Source organism: Chryseobacterium barbadense (genome assembly GCF_042849955.1).
In the GTDB taxonomy this organism is placed as follows: domain Bacteria; phylum Bacteroidota; class Bacteroidia; order Flavobacteriales; family Weeksellaceae; genus Chryseobacterium.
The window spans coordinates 18,075-39,275 of sequence record NZ_BAAFHL010000005.1 but is presented as its reverse complement, the minus strand read 5'-3'; the positions used below and the strand labels follow the sequence as shown (position 1 = coordinate 39,275).

Genomic DNA, 21,201 nt, shown 5'->3' with positions numbered 1-21,201 from the left:
ATGGAAACATTACAATATATATCACAGGGGAATACAAAGCAGGAACAGGAAATCAATATCCGGAAAACCTTGGATCACGGTGTGAAATGGGTACAGGTTCGTTGGAAAAATGCTCCCGAAAATCAATTGGTTGAGCTTTGCGAAACTTCAAAATGGGTTTGTTCAGAATATAATGCCGTTTGTATCATAAATGATCATGTTCAGTTGGCAAAGGATATTGATGCGGATGGAGTTCATTTGGGTTTAAAAGACCAGTCCATTGAAATTGCAAGACAAATTTTAGGGAAAAATAAAATCATCGGCGGAACGGCCAATACTCTTTCTGATGTGTTTCAAAGAATAAATGAGTCGTGTGATTATATTGGTTTGGGTCCACTGAGGTTTACTTCCACCAAAGAAAAGTTAAGCCCGATATTAGGATTTGATGGATACCGGAAAATCATTGAGTGCTTGAAAGATAGATCACAGGAAATTCCTAAAATATTTGCAATAGGAGGCGTTACCATAAATGATATTGAGGTATTACAGCAGATCGGGATCTACGGAGTAGCCGTTTCAGGGCAATTAACCTCCCGGCCTTCCATTATTAATGAATTTAAAAAAGTATTGAAATGAAAAACCAACAATTAATAATAGCCGACAGAACTTTCGATTCAAGATTGTTTTTAGGAACAGGGAAATTCGGAAACCTTTCTGAAATGACGGAATCTATCATCGCTTCAGGAACCAATATGGTAACCATGGCTTTGAAAAGAATAGATTCACAGGATTCTGAAGATGATTTACTTTCCGCATTAAAACCCACAAAAACTCATCTTCTGCCAAACACTTCAGGAGCAAGGACCGCAAAAGAAGCCGTATTGGCGGCGCAACTAGCCAGAGAAGCTTTGGAAACCAATTGGGTAAAACTGGAAATACATCCGGATCCCAAATATTTATTGCCTGATCCTATAGAAACCCTGTATGCAACGGAGGAGCTTGCTAAACTAGGTTTCGTAGTAATGCCTTACATTCATGCCGATCCGGTTTTATGCAAACGTCTGGAAGATGCGGGAACAGCGGTTGTAATGCCATTAGGGGCTCCAATTGGGACTAATAAAGGGCTGCGAACATCAGATTTTCTGGAGATTATCATAAGCCAGTCCAATGTTCCGGTAGTAGTGGATGCAGGAATCGGGGCTCCTTCAGATGCGGCAAAAGCAATGGAAATGGGAGCGGATGCAGTCTTGGTGAACACGGCAATTGCAATAGCAAAAAATCCGGTAAGCATGGCTTTGGCTTTTAAAGAAGGGGTAATTGCAGGGAGAAGAGCCTTTGAATCTGGATTGGGAGCTATCGCAGATCATGCGGAAGCATCAAGCCCTTTAACCTCTTTCTTATTTGATTAATCTTATGCTATGAAAAGCTTTAAAGATATTTTTGAACGCTATCATTGGGATGAGGTAAAACACAAGCTTGAAAGAGTAACTTTATCTGAGGTGGAATATAGTCTGTCAAAAAAGAATAAAACAGTAGACGATTTTTTGAACCTGCTTTCCCCTGTTGCCGCTCAGAAGTTAGAATTAATGGCGAATCTGACACGTTCAATAACACAAAAGCGGTTTGGAAAGACCGTTCAGCTGTATGCACCGTTGTATCTGAGTAATGAATGCCAGAATATCTGTACCTATTGCGGCTTCAGCCTGGATAATAAAATAAAACGGAAGACTCTTTCTGATGTGGAATTGATGATTGAAGCGAGTGTGCTAAAATCAATGGAAATCAACCATGTTTTACTGGTAAGTGGAGAAGCTCATAAAACGGTGGGAATTTCCTATTTCCTGAATGCAGTCCGTTTATTGAAGCCCCATTTTGCGAATATTTCTATTGAAGTTCAACCTCTGTCTGAAGACGAATATTCCCAACTTCACAAAGAAGGAGTACATTCCGTTTTGGTATATCAGGAAACCTATCATCAGGAAGTTTATAAAGAATATCATCCTAAAGGAAAAAAATCGAATTTCCATTTCCGGTTGGAAACCCCGGACAGAATTGGAAAAGCCGGAATTCATAAAATAGGATTAGGCGTTTTACTGGGATTGGAAGATTGGCGTGTAGACAGTTTTTTTAATGCCTTACACATTGATTATCTTCAAAGGCAGTATTGGAAAAGCAGGTTCTCTGTTTCATTTCCAAGACTCAGACCTGCGGAAGGAATTATTGAGCCTAATTTTATCATGGAAGATAGAGATTTACTTCAGTTAATCTGCGCTTACAGAATTTGGAATGAAGACCTGGAAATTTCCATTTCAACAAGAGAAAACGAAAAGTTTAGGAATAACATTATCACATTGGGAGCTACAGCAATGAGTGCAGCATCCAAAACAAATCCGGGTGGTTATGCAGTAGACCCAGAATCTCTGGAGCAATTTGAGACCAGCGATGAAAGAAGCATGGAAGAAATAAGAAATGTTATTAAAAAATCCGGCTATGATCCGGTAATGAAAGACTGGGATTCGGTATACAGTGGATTTTAAATTAAAATGAACCATTAATCGATGGATAGCAAAGATATTTTTGCCCGATACAGCCGGCAGATATTTATTGATGAAATTGGCTTGGAAGGACAAAGAAAAATAATGAATGCAAAAGTACTGGTAGTAGGAGCCGGCGGATTGGGAAGCCCGGTCATTCAATATCTGGCTGCCGCAGGAGTGGGAACTTTGGGTGTAGCGGATTTTGATGATGTGGAGCTGCATAACCTGAACAGGCAGATCATTCATAATGAAACAACTGTGGGAACATCTAAGGTAAGAAGTGCAGAAAAGTTTGTGAAAAATCTTAATCATCACATTAATTTCATAGGAATTGAAGAAAAAATTGATTCCTCCAATGCAGAGCAAATCCTTTCCCGATTTGATATGATTGTAGATGGATCAGACAATTTTAAAACCAGGTATTTAATCAATGATATCTGCGTTAGGTTGCATAAACCGTTAGTGTATGGAAGTATTCTAGGATTTTCGGGACAAGTAGCGATATTTAATTATAAGGGAAGCAAAAATTTAAGAGATCTTTTTCCTGAACCTCCTTTTGATGAAGATATTCCCGATTGTGACAGCCTAGGTGTTTTGGGATCTTTACCGGGAATTGTAGGGAGCATGATGGCTAATTTAACTCTGAAAATAATCATTGAACTTCCTTTGCAGGGTAATCAAATTACGTTAATTGATACCTTAAACTGGAGGTTCCAGACTGTCGATTTCTAATACTGTCCCAAAATCTTTCACGAACAAAAATTCCCCTCTTCTAGAGGGTGTCAAAGAATTCTGAATTTTTTGACAGGGTGGTTAATAAAAAAGAACGGACTTTAGCCCGTTCTAAGATGATAATATTATCAAAAAAACTATTGTCCTTGCTGCATAACTCCTCCGTTTTCCTCTTTTTTAGTACTGTTTAAGATATTCGGATCTTCCTTAGCCAGTTTATTTTTAGTGGGGATCTTATAATTAATAGATAAACCAAAGTTTCTTGTATCATACTTATTGCTCATGAATACACTTTCACCTGTTGGCGGGTTGGATCGTACCTGCATTTTCTGCCCGTTGAAAATATCATTCGCAAAAACAGAAAGTGTTAGACGGTTATCCATAAACTTCTTTGTCAATGTAAGGTCGAAAGAATTATTAAATGGTTTTTCCGCAGTAAAATAGAAATACCCTGCTTTTGGAGTCAGATAGCTATAATTTGCAGTTAACTTAATATCCTTAGGTAAGATCAATTGTGTCATAATATTGAAAATCCAGAACCCTTTGTTATCCAGGTTATCAATATCATGTTTCTGATATCCTGCATAGATATACATAAAGTTGATCTTGTCAGGATTGAAATTAAACTTCATCACCTCACTCAATGGTTTGCTGAACAACATAAAAGGAACAGGAAGACCCACATTGAAATTATGGATTCTCATATTAGAAATATTAATCTGTTCATTAGACAGATTTTTACCATTTTTTCTGATAATCTGTGCCACCTGATTTTTTGCAGCGCTTACATTATAGCCGATAAATGCATAATCGAATGCAGAGATTTTCAACTCATAATTATCAAAAATAGTAGGCTGTAGATTGGGATTACCCGTTACCTGGGTGTTTGGTCCCGCAAAAATCACATTATTTGGGTTTAAGGCAGAAATACTTGGCAGGTTGATCTTTTTGTTATAGTTTGCTGCTATATATACCTGATTCATCAGGTTATACTGAACACTTGCATTCGGGAACAATTTAAATCGGTTGAAAGGTCTTAAATTTCCTTCTACAACAGCTCCGGATTTCATAATTCTTGTCACCCCTGAAATATCATAATTTTCCGCACGGGAACCTAAAATGAAATCAAACTTTTTCAATTTCGCCTGGAATTCCAAATAGGTGGAAGCCGTTTGTCTTTGGTATTCTAAATTTGTTAACCCTTTACTCTCCGTATCCAGATCCTGTCTTTCATATAACCCTCCTAAGCTTACTTTTCCGCCATCAAGGATATTAATGGGTTGAGAATAATCCACTTTGAAATTGGCAATACTCATATCTGTTTTATTATCCAGAAGACCCTTCGTTCCCGGAAGGGAATATTCCTGATTATTATCCGTGAAAATTCCTCGTTGAAAGAAATTATCCTGGGTAAATTTACTGTCAGACTTTGTATATCCAAACTGGAAATCCAGTTTTTGAGATTTATCTGTAAAACGTTTCTGATAAGTTACTACCGCTTCCTGTCTCAAACTATGAGTATGGGCGGCATCGGAAGCTTCAAATAAAGTCTCCCTGAAAGTGTCCGGCGCTATGGGAATATCCGCAAGACCATTACTCGCAGTATAATTGTCATTGTTATTGTGATAGATATCGTAATTTAATAATAAACGATCCTGCCCGAGATCAAACGTTAATCCCGATTTGGCAAAATATCCTCTTCCGATCCTGTCTGTATTGCTGCTTAGCAATATATCCTGTAATGTTCGCAGATTACTTTCACGATAATTTTGTCCGATATTCAACTGCCATCCGAAGATTTTGTTTCTGGCATTCAGATTAAGGGAGTTGGAAGTTCTGTTTCTGAATTCATCATAATTCGTAAACGAATAATTCCCGGAATAGGTCGCCGTTAAATACTTATTCGCATTTTTATTTGTAATGATATTCATGATTGCTCCGCCTGAAGTCGCAGGAAATTCCGCTCCCGGCTGCGTGATTACTTCAATTCGGTCTACGGAATTGGCAGGCATTCCTTCCAGGAAAGAATTTAATTCATTGGAGGTGATATTTAATGGTCTTCCGTTCAAAAATACATCCAAAACCTTCCCCTGGTACATCATTCCTGCAATATCCGTAGAAATAAGTCCGGGTAATTTTTTAATACCTTCCAGAACATTTCCGTTATTAAGCTGTGGCTGTTCGGAAAAGTCGAAAATAGTACGGTCTGCTTTTTGTTCAACGGCTTTTTTAGTTTTAGTGATGGTTACCCCTTCAATTTGTTTTTCTTTTACTGGTTTTTCCTGAGCATAAATCGATACAGAACCTAAAAAAGATAAAGCAATAATTGTTTTTTTCATAATGTTTTTTACTACACCCTGTTAGACGCAGAAAAAACTGTTTTGTTACAGCATGGTTTAAATACCTGTCGGTTACATTCTTCTGATAAATTCCTATTTCTAAAAATAATGTTTTCTATGCATTACGTATTCAGAATATAAGGGTGATATAATGAATATACTACAATAAAGAAAAAGCAGCTTCAAACCGAAGCTGCTTCTTTATGATTAATCAATCTAACAATTAATTTTCTTGTAATTTAATTAAGTTCAATGCAGAACCTGCTTTAAACCAATCAATTTGTTGAGCATTGTAGGTGTGGTTGGCGATGATGATATCTTTAGTTCCATCAGCATGTACAAACTCTAATGCCATCGGTTTCCCTGGAGCAAACTGATCTAAATCTAAGAAGTTCACTGTATCGTCTTCTAAAATTTTATCATAGTCAGATTCATAGGCGAAAGTTAATGCAAGCATACCTTGTTTCTTAAGGTTGGTTTCATGAATTCTTGCAAATGATTTTACCAATACTGCTTTCACTCCAAGGTGTCTTGGTTCCATGGCGGCGTGCTCTCTTGAAGAGCCTTCTCCATAGTTCTGGTCACCTACTACAATAGATGGCACTCCTGCCGCTTTGTAAGCTCTTTGTACAGCCGGAACTTCACCATACTCATTTGTTAATAGGTTTTTAACATGGTTGGTTTCCATATTGAAAGCATTTACAGCACCAATCAGCATATTATTGGAAATATTATCAAGATGTCCTCTGTATTTCAGCCATGGTCCGGCCATGGAAATATGATCGGTAGTACATTTTCCGAAAGCCTTGATCAGTACTTTAGCACCTTCAATGTTTTTACCATCCCAGGCAGGGAATTCTTCTAATAGCTGAAGTCTGTCTGAAGTTGGGCTTACATTAACCACTACTGAAGAACCGTCTTCAGATGGAGCCTGATATCCGTTATCTTCTACTGCAAAGCCTCTGGCCGGTAATTCTGAACCCTTAGGTTCGTCAAGTTTTACCTGCTCGCCGTTCTCAGCAGTTAAAGTATCAGTAATGGGGTTAAAGTCCAATCTTCCAGAGATCGCAACAGCGGCTACCATTTCGGGAGAGGCTACAAATGCGTGGGTATTAGGGTTTCCGTCTGCTCTTTTCGCAAAGTTTCTGTTGAAAGAGTGAATAATAGAGTTTTTCTCTCCTTTTTCAGCACCTTCTCTGTCCCATTGTCCGATACAAGGTCCACAAGCATTGGTAAAAATTCTTGCATTCTCGAATTTTCTGAAAGAATTTAAGAAACCATCTCTTTCTGCCGTAAATTTCACCTGTTCAGAACCCGGGTTGATTCCTAAGATTGCTTTTGGCTTAACCCCTTTTGCTACTGCATCTTCAACAATAGAAGCGGCTCTTGATAAATCTTCATAAGAAGAGTTGGTACAAGATCCGATCAAAGCCCACTCAACTTCTAAAGGCCATCCGTTAGCTTCCGCTTTTGCTCTGAATTCAGAAACAGGGGTCGCCAAATCCGGAGTGAAAGGACCGTTTAAGTGAGGAGCCAGTTCGGAAAGGTTGATTTCAATAACCTGGTCAAAATATTGTTCAGGGTTAGCATATACTTCAGCATCACCCGTTAAATGTTCAGCAATTGCATCAGCAGCATCCACTACATCCTGTCTTCCTGTAGCCGCTAAATATCTTCTCATGGAATCATCATATCCGAAAGTAGAGGTAGTAGCACCTACTTCAGCACCCATGTTACAGATCGTTCCTTTACCTGTTGCCGAAAGGGATTGAGCACCTTCACCAAAATATTCGATGATACACCCTGTTCCGCCTTTTACAGTAAGGATTCCTGCTACTTTCAGGATAACATCTTTTGCAGACGTCCATCCATTCATCTTACCGGTCAATTTCACCCCGATAAGCTTAGGCATTTTAAGTTCCCATGCCATTCCGGCCATTACATCAACCGCATCAGCACCTCCTACACCAATAGCTACCATTCCTAAACCACCTGCATTTACCGTGTGAGAGTCGGTACCGATCATCATACCTCCTGGGAAAGCATAGTTCTCTAATACCACTTGATGAATGATTCCAGCTCCCGGCTTCCAGAAGCCGATTCCATATTTATCACAAACAGAACTCAGGAAATTGAAAACCTCGGAGTTCTTGTTGATACCTTCTTGTAAATCTTTATCAGCACCTACTTTTGCCTGGATCAGGTGATCCGCATGAGCCGTTGAAGGAACCGCTACTTTAGCTTTCCCGGCCTGCATGAATTGTAAAAGAGCCATCTGCGCAGTGGCATCCTGCATGGCTACTCGGTCTGGTGCAAAATCTACATAAGAGTTTCCTCTTTCATATGCATGTGTAGCATTTCCTTCCCAAAGGTGGGTATAAAGGATTTTTTCTGAAAGGGTAAGAGGTTTTCCCACGATTTGTCTTGCCGCAGCAATTCTTTCAGGGTAGCGCTCGTACACTTTTTTGATCATATCAATATCAAAAGTCATATCTCTTAAATTAATGTGTTTACTTTTATATTATTGACAAGCCGAAGCATTAGTGACCCACCTGAACGAGCTCCTTGATAGGCGGAGCAAACTTAGTCAGGTCAATGCCTTCAACAGCAGTCTTGTATTCATCTATACTAGGGATTCTTCCAATGATGGCAGACAGAACCACAACAGGAGTAGATGCTAATAAAGATTCTCCTTTCTTACGCTCAGAATCTTCAACTACTCTTCCCTGGAAAAGACGGGTTGAGGTTGCCAATACGGTGTCTCCTTTGGCTGCTTTTTCCTGGTTCCCCATACAAAGGTTACAGCCTGGACGTTCAAGATACATCATATTTTTGTATTCAACACGGGCTTCTCCTTTAGGAGCATTATCATCAAATTCGAAGCCAGAATACTTTTGTAACAGATCCCAGTCTCCTTCTGCTTTTAATTCATCGATGATGTTATAAGTTGGTGCTGCAACAACAAGCGGAGCATTGAATTCCACTTTGCCTTGCTGTTTTTCAAGGTTTCTGAGCATTTGAGAAACAATTTTCAAATCTCCTTTGTGGACCATACAAGATCCCACAAATCCAAGATCTACTTTTTTCTCTCCTTTATAATAAGAAAGATCTCTGATGGTATCGTGAGTATATCGTTTGGAAACATCTTCGTTATTTACATCCGGGTCTGCAATCATCGGTTCTACGATCTCATCAAGATCAACCACTACTTCAGCATAATATTTAGCATTGGCATCAGGAGTTAAAGCTGGTTTTTCTCCGGATCTGATTTCTGCAATTCTCTTATCTGCTTTATTGATCAATCCTTGAAGAACCTGGTTTTTATTATCCATGCCCTTATCGATCATAATCTGGATTCTTTCTTTAGCAATTTCTAAAGATTCGATTAAGGTTTCATCCTGAGAAATACAAATGGAAGCTTTAGCTTTCATTTCTGCAGTCCAGTCTGTAAAGGTAAACGCCTGATCAGCTGGAAGTGTTCCGATATGAACCTCAATGATTCTGCCCTGGAATACATTCTCTCCGCCAAACTGCTTCAACATCTGAGCCTGAGTAGCATGAACCACGTCACGGAAATCCATGTGTTCTTTCATGTTTCCTTTGAACGTTACTTTTACAGATTCAGGGATTGGCATAGATGCTTCTCCTGTAGCTAATGCAAGAGCAACGGTCCCGGAATCGGCTCCGAAAGCAACTCCTTTAGACATTCTCGTATGAGAGTCACCACCAATGATAATCGCCCATTCGTCTACCGTAATATCGTTAAGAACTTTGTGAATAACGTCAGTCATTGAGTGGTATTCACCTTTCGGGTCACGAGCCGTGATCAAACCGAAATCGTTCATGAATTTCATTAATTTAGGAATATTGGCCTGTGCTTTTTTATCCCATACTGAAGCGGTGTGGCATCCTGATTGATAAGCACCATCCACGACAGGAGAAATTACCGTTGCCGCCATTGATTCCAGTTCCTGTGCGGTCATCAGACCTGTTGTGTCCTGAGAACCGACGATATTTACCTGTACACGAACATCAGAACCGGCATGTAATACTTTTCCCGGAGTTGTTCCAACGGCATTTCTGTTGAAGATTTTTTCAACAGCAGTCAAACCTTGTCCTTCGTGGGAAATTTCTTTTGATGGAGCAAAAACAACCGGAGCTTGAATTCCTAAAACTTTAGCTGCGAATGTTTGTAATTTTTTACCAAAGACGATGGCGTAAGAACCGCCTGCTCTGATGAATTCCATCTTTTGCGGAGTAAAGGACTTCGCAAGGTCAATCAATTCTTTATCTCCGTTATATAACTTTTTCTTTTTTGTATTGATCGTAAGAACTGTTCCTGTAGCTACCGAATAAGCCTCCTCAAGAACAACTTCGCCATTTTCATTAAGAACAGGGTTTCCGTTTTCGTCCACTTTCTTTACCCAGTTTTTAAGGTCGATACCGATACCTCCGGTAACATCCACTGTTGTAAGGAAAATCGGAGAAATGCCGTTGGTTCCTCCAACAATTGGAGCGATATTTACGAATGGTACGTAAGGGCTTGCTTGTTTACCCGTCCAAAGAGCCACGTTGTTTACTCCGGACATTCTGGATGAACCTACCCCCATTGTTCCTTTTTCAGCGATAAGCATTACGCTCGCATCAGGATGTTGTGCCTGTAGAGCTTTGATCTCTTCCTGTGCCTGAGGCGTAATCATACATTTCCCATGCAATTCACGGTCTGATCTTGAATGCGCCTGGTTACCCGGAGAAAGCAAATCTGTAGAAATATCTCCTTCACCAGCGATGAAAGTAACCACTTTAATTTCTTCAGCAACTTCCGGAAGTTTGGTAAAGAATTCAGCTTTGGCATAGCTTTCAAGGATTTCTTTTGCGATTTCGTTACCGCTATTGAATGCCTCCTTCAAACGGTTGGTGTCCGCTTCATAAAGGAAAACCTGTGTTTTAAGAACTTCAGCTGCCTGTTTAGCAATTCCCGCATCATTACCTAAAGCCAGATCTAATAATACTTCGATGGATTTACCTCCTTTCATATGAGATAACAATTCGAAAGCAAAAACCGGCGATATTTCTTCTACTATGGATTCACCAAGAATAATTTCTTTTAAAAATTGAGCTTTTACACCGGCAGCACTTGTAGTCCCGGGCAAAGTATTGTAAATAAAAAATTTAAGAGAATCGGCCCTGTGTTCATTACCTGAATCTTTAATTTGCGCAATAATTTCGCTTAATAATTCAGCACCATCAATCGGCTTTGGATGAAGCCCCTGGGTTTTTCTTTCTTCAATTTCTTTGATGTAATCCTTATAAATGTTCATAATAATAGAAATCTTTTCAATTTAAGTAGAATATAAGACCGTGGTTAGTAAGTATTAAAGTCAGTATAATCTACACTTTTTAATTGTGGGATAATATTCTGTTCCAAGTGATTATAAATGGGCTTTTCGAAATCATCAACCAATCAAAAATGATCCCAAAATTACGAAATTTTACTATTTTATAAAGATGAAATTATTTAGATTCTTTATAAATATGATTTTTATATTTTCTATTTTGGTCGTATTTTTGCAGGCAAATGATGAATATGAAAAAGACGTTTGGATTTTTATTGACTTTAATTTCGATTTTAATTTTTTCGCAGACCAAATCTGTGAAGAAATTACCGGTAAAAACGATTGCTAAAACGACTGTTAAAAAAAGCCCGGCACCCAAACCAAATCCGGATCTGATTCGCATCAATGAAGAGGTTCCTGTTTTGATTCCTCAAAAAAAAGATGACCAGTTCGGGTACATCAATCAGAAAGGGAAATTTATTATTCAGCCAGAATATCATATTGCTGTTTTCTTTGCGGAAGACTGTAATCTTTTGAATTCCCCGAACGAAAAAATAAGAAAGTTTGGAACAAAGCAGTATGCGACGGTAGAAAAAGATATGATCTCTTACAGGATCAATCAGGCAGGAAAAAAGGTTTATCAATACAAAACTTCCGACCTGGGAAAATGTAAAAGTGAATATAAGAAACAGCAATATCAGGCTTATATTTTAAATGGATTTTACGGAATCATTGAGCCTGCAAAATTCGTCAATGCCGCAGATTACAGGGATTATCAGATTTATCCTCAATATCAGTATTTGCATATTATGGAAGGGGATGATATTTCCAACCCGATGATCGTAGCGTCTCATAATGATAAGTTCGGAGTGATTGATGTGAATAATAAAGTGATCATTCCTTTTGAATATTCCAACATTAAAAGAAACTTCAGCTGGAAATTGGGCAAAATGTTTGAAGTAACCAAAGACGGACAGAACTATTATTATATTGATGCCAAGAATAAAGCATACTAAACCTGATCTTAGGTCATAAAGGCAAAACTATTGGTTTCCCGAAATCAAATATTTTTCGTAATTTTGCGGCTGAAATAAAGGGGTGCTGTAACAGGCTGAGATTATACCCGATGAACCTGAACGGGTAATGCTGTTTAGGGATACATTTAAAATAATTGATAGATGGTCTGATAAGCATCAATTATCATTCATTACTGATCAATTATATCATAATCGCCCCTTTTATTCATTAAATTTTAAAATTTATAGAATGAAAGGATTTGTTTTTTTAGGGCTTACCGCCAGCTCTATGATTTTTGCCCAGACTCAGGGTACGGATTCTCTGAAGATCAGGGAAATTGAAGCGATTAATTTTACCAAAAGACTTCCTGTAGCTAAAGAGATTATCAATGTTCAAAGAGATGTAGACAGCAGAAATCTTGGACAGGACTTACCCATACTTCTGAAAAATCAAACTTCTATTATTTCCACATCCGATGCAGGAAACGGAATTGGATATACAGGTTTTAGAATCCGTGGTGTAGGTGGAAGCGGAATTAATGTTATGATGAACGGTGTTCCATACAACGATTCCGAAAGTCAGGGTACTTTTTTTGTGAATGTACCGGATTTAACAAGTTCTGCTTCTCAAATTCTTATTCAAAGAGGGGTAGGAACTTCCAATAATGGAGTTTCTGCATTCGGAGCAAGTATTAATGTGATTTCTAAGGAACCGGAAGAGAAGTTTTATTTTAAAACGGATGACAGTTACGGATCATTCAATACCTACAAATATTCCGCAGAAGCAGGTTCGGGAAAATTCTGGAAAGACAGACTTTCCGTAATGGGAAGATATACCCATATTCATTCTGACGGATATATAGACAGGGCTTCTTCTGATCTGCATTCTTATAATTTTACCGCATTGTTCGAAGAAGGAAAAACAAAACTTCGTTTGATGGCTTTTGGAGGGAAAGAGAAAACCTATCAGGCTTGGAACGGAATTGATAGGGAAAGATGGGAGACTGATCCGAAATTCAATATTTCCGGGGCTATTTATGATGCCAATTGGGAAAATATCGTTGGATTTTATGATAATGAAACGGATAATTACAGGCAAAACCATTATCAGCTGTTTTGGGAGCAAGGGATCAGTGGAAACTGGAATTTAGAAACCACGTTGCATTATACCAAAGGGAAAGGATATTATGAAAACTACAAACAGGGAGATCCTTTTTCAAGATATAATTTACCAGATATTATTGAGGGTGGACAAACAATAGAATATTCAGATTTTATCAGAAAAAAATGGCTGGATAATGATTTCTACGGATTGGTTTCCACGCTTTACGGAAAGTTTGATCATCTGGATCTTAATTTCGGAGTCGTTGCCAATCAATATTACGGAAGGCATTTCGGAAATGTGACGGGTGTTTTTTATCCGGAAATAGACGAACATGAATATTACAGAAACCGTTCTGTGAAAAATGAAGCTGCCGGATTTGCAAAGGCTTTGATCAGGATAAATAAATTTGAATTCTTCGGAGATTTACAGCTTAGACATATTGATTACGATACGAAGATCATCACACAAGGAGATGACGAAGGAGCGGATTTAGATAAAAACTGGTTATTTTTCAATCCAAAAGCCGGAATCAATTATAATATAGGAAAAGGAAAGGTATTTATTTCCTATGCACATGCTCATCGTGAACCGAATAGAGATGATTTGTTTGCCAATAATGATACGGAAGCTGAAAAACTTCACGACTTTGAAGCCGGAATTGAAAAGCAGTTCGGAATAGTATCTTTAACAGCCAATCTGTATTATATGTATTATGTGAACCAGTTGGTTTTAACAGGAGAGCTTAATAACGTAGGGGCGTTTATCAGGGCCAATTCCGGGAAAAGCTACAGAAGAGGAATTGAGGTGGGTGCATTGGCCAAGCTTTCCAAACAATGGGAAGTTTCAGGAAATTTGACTTTGAGCCAGAACAGGAACCTGGATTTTAAAATCGAAGATGAAACAGGAGTTAAAGATCTGGGAAATACACAGACGTCCTTTTCTCCGGATGTGATCGCAAATCTGGGATTAAAGTTTAATCCGACTAAAAATTTCCAGTTTGCCTTGATGAATCAGTATGTTGGAAAACAATATTTGGATAATACGGAGAATAAGGAACTTCAGTTGAAAGATTATTTCCTTACGGATTTTAATGCTCAGTATCAGTTCAAAATTGCCAATAACGATGTAGCATTAAAATTATTGGTCAATAACCTGTTCAATAAAAAATATGTCAATAATGGAGCGGTTTGGGATGGAGCGCCTTACTATTTTTCACAGGCCGGAACAAATTTCATGTTCGGGATCAGCTGGAAAATCCAATAACAATACAACAGATATTTTATATTTCAAATAGTAAAATAGAAGTTAGATTAAATTTTTATCAAAGACTGTTTCGACAGTCTTTTTTTCATGGCAAGAATGTCATAAAAAGTCATGAAAAAGTTTTAAATTTGCTGCCAAATGAATATTTCGGCTTACATTCTCGAATATCTGAAACAATTTGGTACTGTTACAGTTCCGGGTTTTGGTGTGTTTCATCTGGAAAATTCCAAAGCGATCATCAATACGGAAAACGGGAGTATACTTCCTCCTTCCAGTCAGATCGCTTTTACTTCCGATTATGAAGTGCAATCTGATGAACTGGTGTCATTTATAAGCGATCAGAAACAAACTTCAACAGAGTCTGTGAAAAACGAACTGTTAATTCAGACTGATTTCTGGAAGAAAAGACTTCAGGCAGATCTGTTGTTGGAAATCCAGAATCTGGGGACCATTTACATTGAAGATGGTGATACTCATTTCAAGGGAAACCGCTTACAGATGGATCATCCGGATTATTACGGATTGGAAGAAATCAGGATTTCAGATATTAATACAACCGGAATTCCCGGGAAAAAGAATGTAGAAGAAGATTACCGGTTCAATAAGTCAATTCTGTGGGCCTTTCTTTTCATTATCCCTGCCTTAGGGCTTGTTTGTTTAGCCTACACACAGCAGGAGCTCCTATTCGGAAAAAAATCTTTCGATACTATTTCCGTACAGACCAAAACGCACAGGATCGTAAAAGATACAGTAAAAATTAAAAAAGATTCCGCACAGATGAAAATGTCTGATTCTTTGAAAAAAGATTCAGCAGTAGTACCTGTCGCAAAAAAAGGTGCCGGAAACCAGATATCCAAAAACACTAAGATTAATAAATGGCAAAAGTAAAAACAGCGTCAGAATCTCTGACTATTATGACCAATATTGTACTTCCTAACGAGACAAACTCTTTAAGAAACCTTTTCGGAGGTGAGCTTTTAGCGAAAATGGACAGATGTGCTTCCATTTCCGCTGCAAGACATTGCGAGAGAAGAGTGGTAACTGCTTCTGTGAACCACGTTTCCTTTAATCATCCGATTCCGGAAGGCGGAGTTGTGGTTTTGGAGTCAAAAGTGTCAAGAGCATTTTCAACTTCCATGGAGGTTTATGTGGATGTTTGGTTGGATGACCCAATCAATCAGAAGAAAATCCATACCAATGAAGGAATCTATACTTTTGTTGCAGTAGATGAATTCAACCGTCCTATTCCGATCCCGGAAATGGTTCCTGAAACGGAGGAGGAAAAATCCAGATTTGATGCTGCTTTCCGTAGGAAAGAGCTCTCGTTGATCCTTTCCGGAAGAATGAAGCCTTTGGAATCTGTAGAGCTTAAAAAACTTTTCCAGGAGCCTAGCTAATCCAAATACAAGTTTAGACAACTTCATGAATAGTCTTTGCTAAGTGCTAAAGCTCTTGCGAACTTTAAAAAAAGCAGCTTATCATGAATCTTTGTAGACTTTGCGTTTAAAGTAAAAATGAAAATTCTTCTTTTAGATAAAAACCATCCTCTTATTACAGAACAGCTTTTAGCCAAAAGCTTTATGCTGGAAGAGGATTTTACTTCTTCCTATGATGAGGTCTGTGATAGCATTGAAAATTATGACGGAATTATCATCAGAAGCCGTATTCCTTTAGATAGAAACTTTTTAGAAAAGGGCAAAAATCTGAAATTTATTGCGAGAGTGGGAGCCGGTATGGAAAATATTGATGTGAAAGCAGCTCAAGAATTGGGTATCCAATTGATCAATTCGCCGGAAGGAAACAGGGATTCTGTAGCAGAACATGTAGTGGGAATGTTATTGATCCTGATGAACCGCCTTTTTATCGCTTCGCAGGAAGTAAAAAATGGCATCTGGAAACGTGAAGAGAACAGAGGAGATGAACTATTGGGAAAAACGGTGGGACTTATCGGGTACGGAAATATGGGAAAAGCTACGGCCAAGAGATTTTCCGGATTTGGTTGCAATGTGATTTTCCATGATATTCTTCCCGATCTTTCGGATGAATTTGCCACTCAGGTTACATTGGAAGAATTAAAAAGCAGGGCCGATATTATAAGTCTGCACATACCTTTGACCGCCGAAACTCACTATCTAATCGATGAAAAATTCATTGCAGAAATGAAAAATAACTTCTATTTCATCAATACGGCAAGAGGAAAAAATGTAGAAACTAAATATTTAGTTGAGGGGTTGAAGGCCGGGAAAGTAAAAGGAGCCTGTCTTGATGTTTTGGAATATGAAAAATCTTCATTTGAACACCTGGAAACGGAAAATGATGATCTGAAATTTCTTTTGGATTCTGAGAAGGTCATTGTAACACCTCATATTGCCGGATGGACCCATCAGAGCAAAGAAAAGCTGGCTCAGGTGATCGTAGATAAAATTATAGCGTCATATGGTTAGTAAAGAAAGCTAGAAGCAGAGAAAGATAAGTTTCATTCGTTAGTTTTACTTAGGTATTTCTTAGCTTTCTTAGCTCTTTTCAGCTTGTCACATTTTGAAGCGTAATCCTTTTTATGTTAAATAATTCATAATGTCATACGAACTATTTACTATTTATTTTGAGTTTTATTAAATTGCTGCTCATTTTTTTGAACTCATGAAGAAGCTTAATCTTGCGCTGGTTGTAACCGCAATTATATTCCTTTTTTCCTGTAAAAATAAATCCGAATCGAATGAATCCGTAGCTGCAGCCACTCAGCTTCCCAATTTCGGAAATGTGGAGCTGGATAAAGTATTTACAAAATCAGATAACAATCTTTCGAATAAAGATTCCATTGTTCGTTTTATCGACAAATATTATAAAACCATCTGGGAAGGGAGTGATCTGAGCGGTGGAATATTAGTGGCAAAAGGGGATGAGATCCTGTATGAAAATTACAGAGGCTTCGGAAGGGAAGGAAACCAGATGCCAATCGGCAAAACTACACCGCTACACGTAGCTTCGGTTTCCAAAACGTTAACGGCAATGGCCATGATGAAGCTGGTGGAGGCAGGAAAGATCAAATTAACGGATAACCTTTCAAAATATTTTCCGGGTTTCCCATATCCGAATGTTACGGTTCAGACTTTGTTGGATCAAAGAAGCGGGCTTCCTAAGTACGAATATTTTATTACCAAGATTCAGCCTGCCCCTGCGGAACTTTCAAAGCCGTATCTGACGAATCAGGATATTCTGAATATGATCATCCAATACAAACCTGAATTAGCCAGGGATACAGACACAGGTTTTATGTATTGTAATACCAATTTTGCCCTATTGGCCTTATTGATAGAAAAAGTAACCAAAATGCCTTTTCCCGAGGCAATGAAAGAAATGGTTTTTACGCCGCTTAAAATGAATGACAGCTATGTTTTTCAGGAAAAAGATATCTCTACTGCGGCACAATCTTTTTATTACGGAGGGAACCGTTTGTACCCTTTAGACAGGTTGGACCTTATTTATGGTGATAAAAATGTATACACTACTCCAAGAGATTTATATAATTTTTCCAAGGCCATGTTTTCAAAAGACTTTCTGAACCCGGATCTTATGGAAATGGTATTTACGCCTTATAGCAATGAAAAAGCGGGGGTGAATAATTATGGACTGGGGTTCAGGATGAAAATCTTCGATAATGGAGAAAAGCTGACCTATCATAACGGTTGGTGGCACGGGACCAATGCCGTTTTTGCTCATTTGCTGAAATCAAAGGTAACAATTGTGGCGATTGGGAATAAATACTCCAATAGAGTCTACACCGCACTTGCGCTATCAGGACTTTTTGAAAATTTTCCTGTACAGAAAGATAAACTACATAGCATCATGAATGATCGTCAGGATTCTCTGAAAAGTGAACATGAAGTTTTTGGAGAATAATGTTTACTTTTGCTCAAACATCTTCATGAAAAAACTTTTTCTATTATTCATTATCGTTTTTCTTGTACAGTCTTGTGCAAGGGTAGGATCCCCCGTAGGAGGTCCTAAAGATTCTTTGGCGCCTAAGTTCTTAAGCTCTAATATTGATACAACAAGAGTAAATGTTCCGAGAGATATCAAAGAATTGCGCCTTGATTTTGATGAATATATTACCCTGAAAGACATCAATAAAAACCTGAATATTTCTCCGCCCATCAAGAAGATGAAGCGTATCCTTCCTTCCAATATTGCCAATAAATATATTCTGATCCAATGGGAAGATACATTGCAGGCTAATACCACCTATAACTTCAATTTTGGAAATGCAATTGCAGACAATAATGAAGCTAATATTCTGCGTTATTTCAACTTTGCTTTTTCAACGGGAGAAAAATTAGATGATCTATACATCAGTGGGGAAATCAAAGATGCGCTTGCGATTAAAAAGCAGACGACAAATACAGATAACAAACTTGTAGTAGGCTTGTATCAGGTTAAAGATACTATCAATTATAGAGAGAAGCCTTATTATATTACAAAAGTTGATGATGATGGATATTATGAGCTCAATTATTTGTCAAAGGGAAAATATAAGATCCTAGCTTTTGAAGATGAAAACGGGAATTCCATGTATGATCCGGGAAAAGAAAAGATTGGCTTTCAGAAAGAGACCGTAGATTTAGAGAAATCTATTTCAGGGTTGAATTTAAAGGTTTATCCATCCAAGAAGCCTGTGAAATATTTAGAAATGAAAGAATCTCCGGGTGGCATAACCATGATTTTTGAAGGAAAACCTGAGAACGTAAAAGTGGTTTCCCTGAATGACAAACTTAAAGATATTAAAGTAACCCACCGCCCGAAATCGGATACTGTGAATATTTGGTTTGATGCCGTAAAAAGTGATGTGGGGCAGACAACCACAGAGAATTTAAAGTTCGGATATAACGCAGGCCAAAAGAAAGATACGCTTTATAATGCATCGTTGTTTTATAAGTACAATGCTAAAAATGCAATGGATATTGAAAACAGGGAAGCAGGCGTATTACCTCCGAAATCTGATTTCAAGATCACTTCCACCTATATTATTGATAAAATAAATACAGAAAAATGGGTGCTTAAAAGTGATAGCTTAACAACCCAGCAGTTTACGGCCAAAATCTCAGAAACCAATCCGTACCAGATTCTGATACAGTCTGACTTTGTTGCAGGAAAAAAATATCAGCTTACCGTGCCTAAAGAAACGATCTCTTCATTCTATGCTAAAAATTCCGTTTCCAAGCGTTTTGATTTTGAATTTGACAAAGTAGAAAATTATGGAAGCTTAGCTTTTACGCTTCAGAATGCACCATCCTCGAACTATTGGATTCAGTTGTTGGATTCATCGGAAAAAGTTCAGTATCAGAAATATACAAAAGGAGAGAATGTCAAGTTTGATATTGTTAAGCCTGCAGAATATATTGTTAGGATCCTGGTAGATAATAATGATAATAAGTATTGGGATGAAGCTGATTTTGCAAACGAAACCTTTGCGGAAGATTCTTATGTCTTCTATAAAATTGCTATTGTAAGACCATTATGGGATTCTGTTGAGAGTTGGGATTTGAAGGATACAAGAACGTTGGAAAGCCCTAAAGGTGCGACTCCTAATAATAATACTCCTAAGTCTAATATCCAGTCCCAGCCTGGCAGAACTCTGGATAAACCTTTGCAATCACCCAATTTGAATAATAATGTAAGGTCAGAGAAGCCCCTCTTGACGCCTGTGAAATAGGATGAAAAATCTTAAACAAATTGTATTCTGGAGTCTGGCTGGCTTTGCAATCATACAGTTTATCCCTGTAGATAGGGTAAATAAGCCTTTGAATCATAAAATTAATTTCACGGATTCGAAAAAGACACCGGAGAAGATTAAGCGGTTAATTAAAGGAGCATGTTACGATTGTCATTCAGATGAAACCATTTACCCGAAATATGCATATATCGCACCTGTTTCGTGGTCTGTGAAAAGCCATATCAATGAAGGTCGGGAACACCTTAATTTCTCTGTCTGGGAGACTTACAACAAAGATTTAAAAACCAATATGCTTACGAAATCCATTCAGACCATTCAGAATAAGACAATGCCAATGCCTGGTTATGTAGTGTATCATCAAGAAGCTAATCTTACTGAAGCGGAAAGAACATTGCTGATCAATTATTTTCAGGAAATCCTAAAATCTAAGGACTACTAATCTTAAAATATAGTGCCCGCAGACTTCACGAATTTACACAAATATCATATGAAGTAACATCTGCGTCATCTGCAAAATCAGCGAAAAAAATAAAAATCCCACCAATTTCACAAGTTATCACAGTATTCATATTCATAAACATCTGGGTCCATCTGTGAAATCCGTGGGAATAAATTATATGCTCTTCAAATACTCCTCAAAAAACCTCTTCTGGGAATCAAATGCAATATCATCCGGATTCAGCTCCTTTAAAGGTATCCAAATAGCCTGTGAGATCTCAGAAAGGTCAAGATTCACTTCAAACTTTTCGTCCACCTTATATTCATAAAAAAGATCAATCGTATTATAATCGATCTCTTTATATTGGTAAATGTTGGGTAAGCTTGTTAAATATTTTAAATTTGAAATATCAATATCCAGTTGGAGTTCTTCAAAAAGTTCCCTTTTGCAGGTTTCTTCTGCAGTTTCTTTCGGATCAACAAATCCTCCTGCCAGGTCCAGTTTGCCTTTTTTAGGATCCCTGTTTCTTCTTGTAAGGTATACTTCATCGCCGCATCGTATCACAACAGCAACGGCGCCGGCAACATTATTATAAAGGGTAAAATTACAATTGGGACAGCTCCATTTCTTTTCGCCGTCCCAATGTAAAGATTCTTTGCCACAACTGGGGCAATATTTCAATAATTTCATCTGGATATAATTATTTTTTCAAACGTCAGATGGA

16 protein-coding genes are annotated in these 21,201 nt (G+C 38.0%); 12 read left to right on the top strand and 4 right to left on the bottom strand.

Annotation, left to right across the window (positions count from 1 at the left end):
• From thiE to ACGHIN_RS04335, 4 genes are read left to right on the top strand one after another with little or no spacing between them, the layout of a single operon-like run.
• Nucleotides 1-615 carry a thiamine phosphate synthase gene (gene thiE / locus ACGHIN_RS04350; protein WP_390451132.1) on the top strand — a complete coding sequence of 205 codons (615 nt, stop codon included), beginning with the start codon at nucleotides 1-3 and terminating at the stop codon, nucleotides 613-615.
• Complete coding sequence (locus tag ACGHIN_RS04345) at nucleotides 612-1,388, top strand: thiazole synthase (RefSeq protein ID WP_390451130.1); 777 nt, start codon at nucleotides 612-614, stop codon at nucleotides 1,386-1,388. The genes thiE and ACGHIN_RS04345 overlap by 4 nt, the downstream gene beginning before the upstream one ends.
• 9 nt (nucleotides 1,389-1,397) lie before the next feature.
• Entirely contained in the window at nucleotides 1,398-2,516 is a 1,119-nt protein-coding gene (gene thiH / locus ACGHIN_RS04340) for a 2-iminoacetate synthase ThiH (RefSeq protein WP_390451128.1), read from the top strand.
• Between the two features lie 21 nt (nucleotides 2,517-2,537).
• On the top strand, nucleotides 2,538-3,248 hold the full coding sequence (locus tag ACGHIN_RS04335; protein ID WP_390451126.1) for a HesA/MoeB/ThiF family protein: 711 nt from the start codon (nucleotides 2,538-2,540) through the stop codon (nucleotides 3,246-3,248).
• A 137-nt stretch (nucleotides 3,249-3,385) separates the two neighbouring features.
• On the opposite strand, the gene ACGHIN_RS04330 is transcribed toward ACGHIN_RS04335, so the two are convergent.
• The 3 genes from ACGHIN_RS04330 to ACGHIN_RS04320 all read right to left on the bottom strand — a co-directional run bounded on the left by ACGHIN_RS04330 (nucleotide 3,386) and on the right by ACGHIN_RS04320 (nucleotide 10,908).
• Nucleotides 3,386-5,587 (bottom strand): outer membrane beta-barrel protein, encoded by a 2,202-nt coding sequence (locus ACGHIN_RS04330; protein ID WP_390451124.1) that lies wholly within the window; start codon nucleotides 5,585-5,587, stop codon nucleotides 3,386-3,388.
• Nucleotides 5,588-5,810: 223 nt separating this feature from the next.
• Entirely contained in the window at nucleotides 5,811-8,078 is a 2,268-nt protein-coding gene (locus ACGHIN_RS04325; RefSeq protein WP_390451122.1) for an aconitate hydratase, read from the bottom strand.
• Nucleotides 8,079-8,127: 49 nt separating this feature from the next.
• Entirely contained in the window at nucleotides 8,128-10,908 is a 2,781-nt protein-coding gene (locus ACGHIN_RS04320) for a bifunctional aconitate hydratase 2/2-methylisocitrate dehydratase (RefSeq protein WP_390451120.1), read from the bottom strand.
• A gap of 266 nt (nucleotides 10,909-11,174) precedes the next feature.
• Between ACGHIN_RS04320 and ACGHIN_RS04315 the strand changes: the two genes are divergently transcribed.
• The 8 genes from ACGHIN_RS04315 (at nucleotide 11,175) to ACGHIN_RS04280 (ending at nucleotide 20,477) form a co-directional block, all read left to right on the top strand.
• Nucleotides 11,175-11,939, top strand: a complete 765-nt coding sequence (locus ACGHIN_RS04315; protein ID WP_390451119.1) for a WG repeat-containing protein — start codon at nucleotides 11,175-11,177, stop codon at nucleotides 11,937-11,939.
• Between the two features lie 250 nt (nucleotides 11,940-12,189).
• Nucleotides 12,190-14,307 carry a TonB-dependent receptor gene (locus tag ACGHIN_RS04310; RefSeq protein WP_390451117.1) on the top strand — a complete coding sequence of 706 codons (2,118 nt, stop codon included), beginning with the start codon at nucleotides 12,190-12,192 and terminating at the stop codon, nucleotides 14,305-14,307.
• A 138-nt stretch (nucleotides 14,308-14,445) separates the two neighbouring features.
• Nucleotides 14,446-15,195, top strand: coding sequence for an HU domain-containing protein (locus ACGHIN_RS04305; protein ID WP_390451115.1), 750 nt, complete (start codon nucleotides 14,446-14,448; stop codon nucleotides 15,193-15,195).
• Entirely contained in the window at nucleotides 15,183-15,704 is a 522-nt protein-coding gene (locus tag ACGHIN_RS04300) for an acyl-CoA thioesterase (protein WP_390451113.1), read from the top strand. Before ACGHIN_RS04305 ends, ACGHIN_RS04300 begins: the two co-directional genes overlap by 13 nt.
• A gap of 117 nt (nucleotides 15,705-15,821) precedes the next feature.
• Nucleotides 15,822-16,751 (top strand): 2-hydroxyacid dehydrogenase, encoded by a 930-nt coding sequence (locus tag ACGHIN_RS04295; protein ID WP_390451111.1) that lies wholly within the window; start codon nucleotides 15,822-15,824, stop codon nucleotides 16,749-16,751.
• Between the two features lie 196 nt (nucleotides 16,752-16,947).
• On the top strand, nucleotides 16,948-18,207 hold the full coding sequence (locus tag ACGHIN_RS04290) for a serine hydrolase domain-containing protein (protein WP_390451109.1): 1,260 nt from the start codon (nucleotides 16,948-16,950) through the stop codon (nucleotides 18,205-18,207).
• Nucleotides 18,208-18,232: 25 nt separating this feature from the next.
• Nucleotides 18,233-20,017 carry an Ig-like domain-containing domain gene (locus ACGHIN_RS04285; protein WP_390451107.1) on the top strand — a complete coding sequence of 595 codons (1,785 nt, stop codon included), beginning with the start codon at nucleotides 18,233-18,235 and terminating at the stop codon, nucleotides 20,015-20,017.
• A 1-nt stretch (nucleotide 20,018) separates the two neighbouring features.
• Nucleotides 20,019-20,477 carry a heme-binding domain-containing protein gene (locus ACGHIN_RS04280; protein WP_390451106.1) on the top strand — a complete coding sequence of 153 codons (459 nt, stop codon included), beginning with the start codon at nucleotides 20,019-20,021 and terminating at the stop codon, nucleotides 20,475-20,477.
• 174 nt (nucleotides 20,478-20,651) lie between these two features.
• On the opposite strand, the gene ACGHIN_RS04275 is transcribed toward ACGHIN_RS04280, so the two are convergent.
• Entirely contained in the window at nucleotides 20,652-21,167 is a 516-nt protein-coding gene (locus ACGHIN_RS04275) for an NUDIX hydrolase (RefSeq protein ID WP_390451105.1), read from the bottom strand.
• Between the last annotated feature and the right edge of the window lie 34 nt (nucleotides 21,168-21,201).

Bases quoted from the DNA above. Each gene is read 5' to 3' on its own strand.
- thiE (WP_390451132.1), top strand. From the start codon at position 1: ATGGAAACATTACAATATATATCACAGGGGAATACAAAGCAGGAACAG.
- ACGHIN_RS04345 (WP_390451130.1), top strand. From the start codon at position 612: ATGAAAAACCAACAATTAATAATAGCCGACAGAACTTTCGATTCAAGA.
- thiH (WP_390451128.1), top strand. From the start codon at position 1,398: ATGAAAAGCTTTAAAGATATTTTTGAACGCTATCATTGGGATGAGGTA.
- ACGHIN_RS04335 (WP_390451126.1), top strand. From the start codon at position 2,538: ATGGATAGCAAAGATATTTTTGCCCGATACAGCCGGCAGATATTTATT.
- ACGHIN_RS04330 (WP_390451124.1), bottom strand. From the start codon at position 5,587: ATGAAAAAAACAATTATTGCTTTATCTTTTTTAGGTTCTGTATCGATT.
- ACGHIN_RS04325 (WP_390451122.1), bottom strand. From the start codon at position 8,078: ATGACTTTTGATATTGATATGATCAAAAAAGTGTACGAGCGCTACCCT.
- ACGHIN_RS04320 (WP_390451120.1), bottom strand. From the start codon at position 10,908: ATGAACATTTATAAGGATTACATCAAAGAAATTGAAGAAAGAAAAACC.
- ACGHIN_RS04315 (WP_390451119.1), top strand. From the start codon at position 11,175: ATGAAAAAGACGTTTGGATTTTTATTGACTTTAATTTCGATTTTAATT.
- ACGHIN_RS04310 (WP_390451117.1), top strand. From the start codon at position 12,190: ATGAAAGGATTTGTTTTTTTAGGGCTTACCGCCAGCTCTATGATTTTT.
- ACGHIN_RS04305 (WP_390451115.1), top strand. From the start codon at position 14,446: ATGAATATTTCGGCTTACATTCTCGAATATCTGAAACAATTTGGTACT.
- ACGHIN_RS04300 (WP_390451113.1), top strand. From the start codon at position 15,183: ATGGCAAAAGTAAAAACAGCGTCAGAATCTCTGACTATTATGACCAAT.
- ACGHIN_RS04295 (WP_390451111.1), top strand. From the start codon at position 15,822: ATGAAAATTCTTCTTTTAGATAAAAACCATCCTCTTATTACAGAACAG.
- ACGHIN_RS04290 (WP_390451109.1), top strand. From the start codon at position 16,948: ATGAAGAAGCTTAATCTTGCGCTGGTTGTAACCGCAATTATATTCCTT.
- ACGHIN_RS04285 (WP_390451107.1), top strand. From the start codon at position 18,233: ATGAAAAAACTTTTTCTATTATTCATTATCGTTTTTCTTGTACAGTCT.
- ACGHIN_RS04280 (WP_390451106.1), top strand. From the start codon at position 20,019: ATGAAAAATCTTAAACAAATTGTATTCTGGAGTCTGGCTGGCTTTGCA.
- ACGHIN_RS04275 (WP_390451105.1), bottom strand. From the start codon at position 21,167: ATGAAATTATTGAAATATTGCCCCAGTTGTGGCAAAGAATCTTTACAT.